Source organism: Streptomyces viridosporus (assembly GCF_002078235.1).
Taxonomy (GTDB): Bacteria; Actinomycetota; Actinomycetes; order Streptomycetales; family Streptomycetaceae; genus Streptomyces; species Streptomyces viridosporus.
In genome coordinates, this window is the sequence record NZ_MSGP01000283.1 from 1 (window position 1) to 1,060 (window position 1,060).

Sequence of the window (1,060 nt, forward strand, 5' to 3'; positions counted from 1 at the left end):
CGCGGGTCCTAGGACCCGCGGGGCCTCCTGGAGCCCCGGGGAGCGGGGTCCTCGGGTCGGCGGCGTAGGGCGAAGGGACCCGGCCGCCTGCGTCCGGCGTCCGAGGCGGTGCGGGCGGCGGCGTCCCTACGGTGTGATCACGCCGATCGGACGGCGTTCACGACAAGGGGGCATGTCATGCCGGTGGCGATCATCACGGGGGCCTCGAAAGGACTGGGAGAGGCGCTGGCCGGGGCGCTGGCCGCGCGCGGCTGGGACCTGGTGCTCGACGCGCGGGGGGCGGTCCCCCTGGCGGAGGCGGCCGGGGCGGTGTCCGCGCACGGCACGCGCGTGGTCGCGCTGCCCGGGGACGTCACGGACGCCGGGCACCGCGCGGAGCTGGTGGCCGCGGCGGAGCGGCTGGGCGGGGTCGACCTGCTGGTGCACAACGCGAGCGCGCTGGGCGCCGAGCCGCTGGTGCGCCTGGAGGAGCTGTCCCTGGACGGTTTGCGGCGGGCGCTGGAGGTGAACCTGGTGGCGGCGCTGGGCCTGGTGCAGGAGGCGCTTCCGCGGCTGCGGGCCTCGCGGGCGGGCACGGTGGTCGCGGTGAGCTCGGACGCCGGCGCCGAGGCCTACGAGACCTGGGGCGGGTACGGGGCGTCCAAGGCGGCGCTGGACCACCTGGCGGCGGTGCTGGCCGTGGAGGAGCCGGGGCTGCGGGTGTGGGCGGTCGACCCCGGGGACATGGCGACGGACCTGTACGCGGCGGCCGTGCCGGACGACGACGCGCCGCGGCCGGAGCCGGCCCGTGTGGTGCCGGCCTTCCTGCGGCTGCTGGACGAGCGGCCGGCGAGCGGTCGCTACGCGGCTCCGGCGCTGCTGGAGGAGGGTCGGTGACGCTGGCCGTCCGGGTGCCGGAGGAGTTGTCGGCACGGGTGCCGGTCGAGCAGCGGGGGCCCGGGCTCGACCGGGACTCGGTGCGGCTGCTGGTGTCCCGGGGCACGGCGGTGTCGCACCACGCCTTCGTGGAGCTGCCGTGGCTGCTGCGGGCCGGGGACCTGCTGGTGGTGAACACCTCGCC

General features: G+C 77.8%; 1 protein-coding gene and 1 pseudogene. Both read left to right on the plus strand.

The genetic code is table 11. The annotated features are described in order from the left end of the window. Positions 1–177 precede the first annotated feature (177 nt). Positions 178–876 (plus strand): SDR family NAD(P)-dependent oxidoreductase, encoded by a 699-nt coding sequence (locus B7L92_RS20445; RefSeq protein WP_081238959.1) that lies wholly within the window; start codon positions 178–180, stop codon positions 874–876. Next, positions 873–1,060 (plus strand): annotated as a pseudogene (locus tag B7L92_RS20450) (S-adenosylmethionine:tRNA ribosyltransferase-isomerase); the annotation flags it as partial. The gene B7L92_RS20445 and the pseudogene B7L92_RS20450, both read left to right, overlap by 4 nt.